The organism is Salinisphaera hydrothermalis C41B8, from assembly GCF_000732535.1.
Lineage (GTDB): Bacteria > Pseudomonadota > Gammaproteobacteria > Nevskiales > Salinisphaeraceae > Salinisphaera > Salinisphaera hydrothermalis.
Genome location: NZ_APNK01000092.1, coordinates 1 through 555, shown reverse-complemented (window position 1 = coordinate 555; position 555 = coordinate 1). Strand labels below are relative to the sequence as shown.

The following is a 555-nucleotide window of genomic DNA, read 5'->3' as shown; positions in this document are numbered from 1 at the left end:
CACCCAGGGGGGGGGCAAAATTATGTCGGCGTCAGGGGGTCATTTTTACATCGGCGGTAACATTTACCCTTTTATTTCAATAGGCTGAAAAACCTCGATTCGCAGGATTGACTGCAGGAGATCCTGCTGCCTTTTCCTAACGAGCATTCCCACACGCGCCAATGCGCATCCAGGAGTGCTCATGAACAACTGCAAAATCCTTAGACGCCCTGCCGTGCGAGCCAAAACCGGGTTATCAGATTCGACGATCTATCTCCGCATCTCGCAGGGCCGCTTTCCGGCCCCGATTTCTCTGGGCGGCCGCGCCGTTGGCTGGCTCGAGCACGAAATCGATGAGTGGCTCGAAGCACGAATCCGAGACAGCCGCGGCCCGAACGTCAGCAAGGCCGGCGAGTAATGGCACGCCTACGGATCAATCCCAATCTGGCGAAGCTGTATCGAAGCTATACGGTGAACGAGGTTTGCGAGCTCTTCGGCGTGCACCCCAATACCGTGGTAAGCATCCGGCCGCTACCGCTACCGCTTGACGCGACCGGCGCCGGTCAGGCCGATGGG

1 protein-coding gene is annotated in these 555 nt (G+C 58.2%); it reads left to right on the top strand.

Going from position 1 to position 555, the window contains the following annotated elements; translation table 11 throughout:
• Positions 1-181: 181 nt before the first annotated feature.
• A complete protein-coding gene (locus tag C41B8_RS19200) occupies positions 182-397 on the top strand; it encodes a helix-turn-helix transcriptional regulator (protein WP_037342050.1) in 216 nt (71 codons plus the stop codon).
• Positions 398-555: the final 158 nt, after the last annotated feature.

What these genes read in the sequence shown, in the direction of transcription:
- C41B8_RS19200 (WP_037342050.1), top strand. Translation starts at nt 182, where the DNA reads ATGAACAACTGCAAAATCCTTAGACGCCCTGCCGTGCGAGCCAAAACC.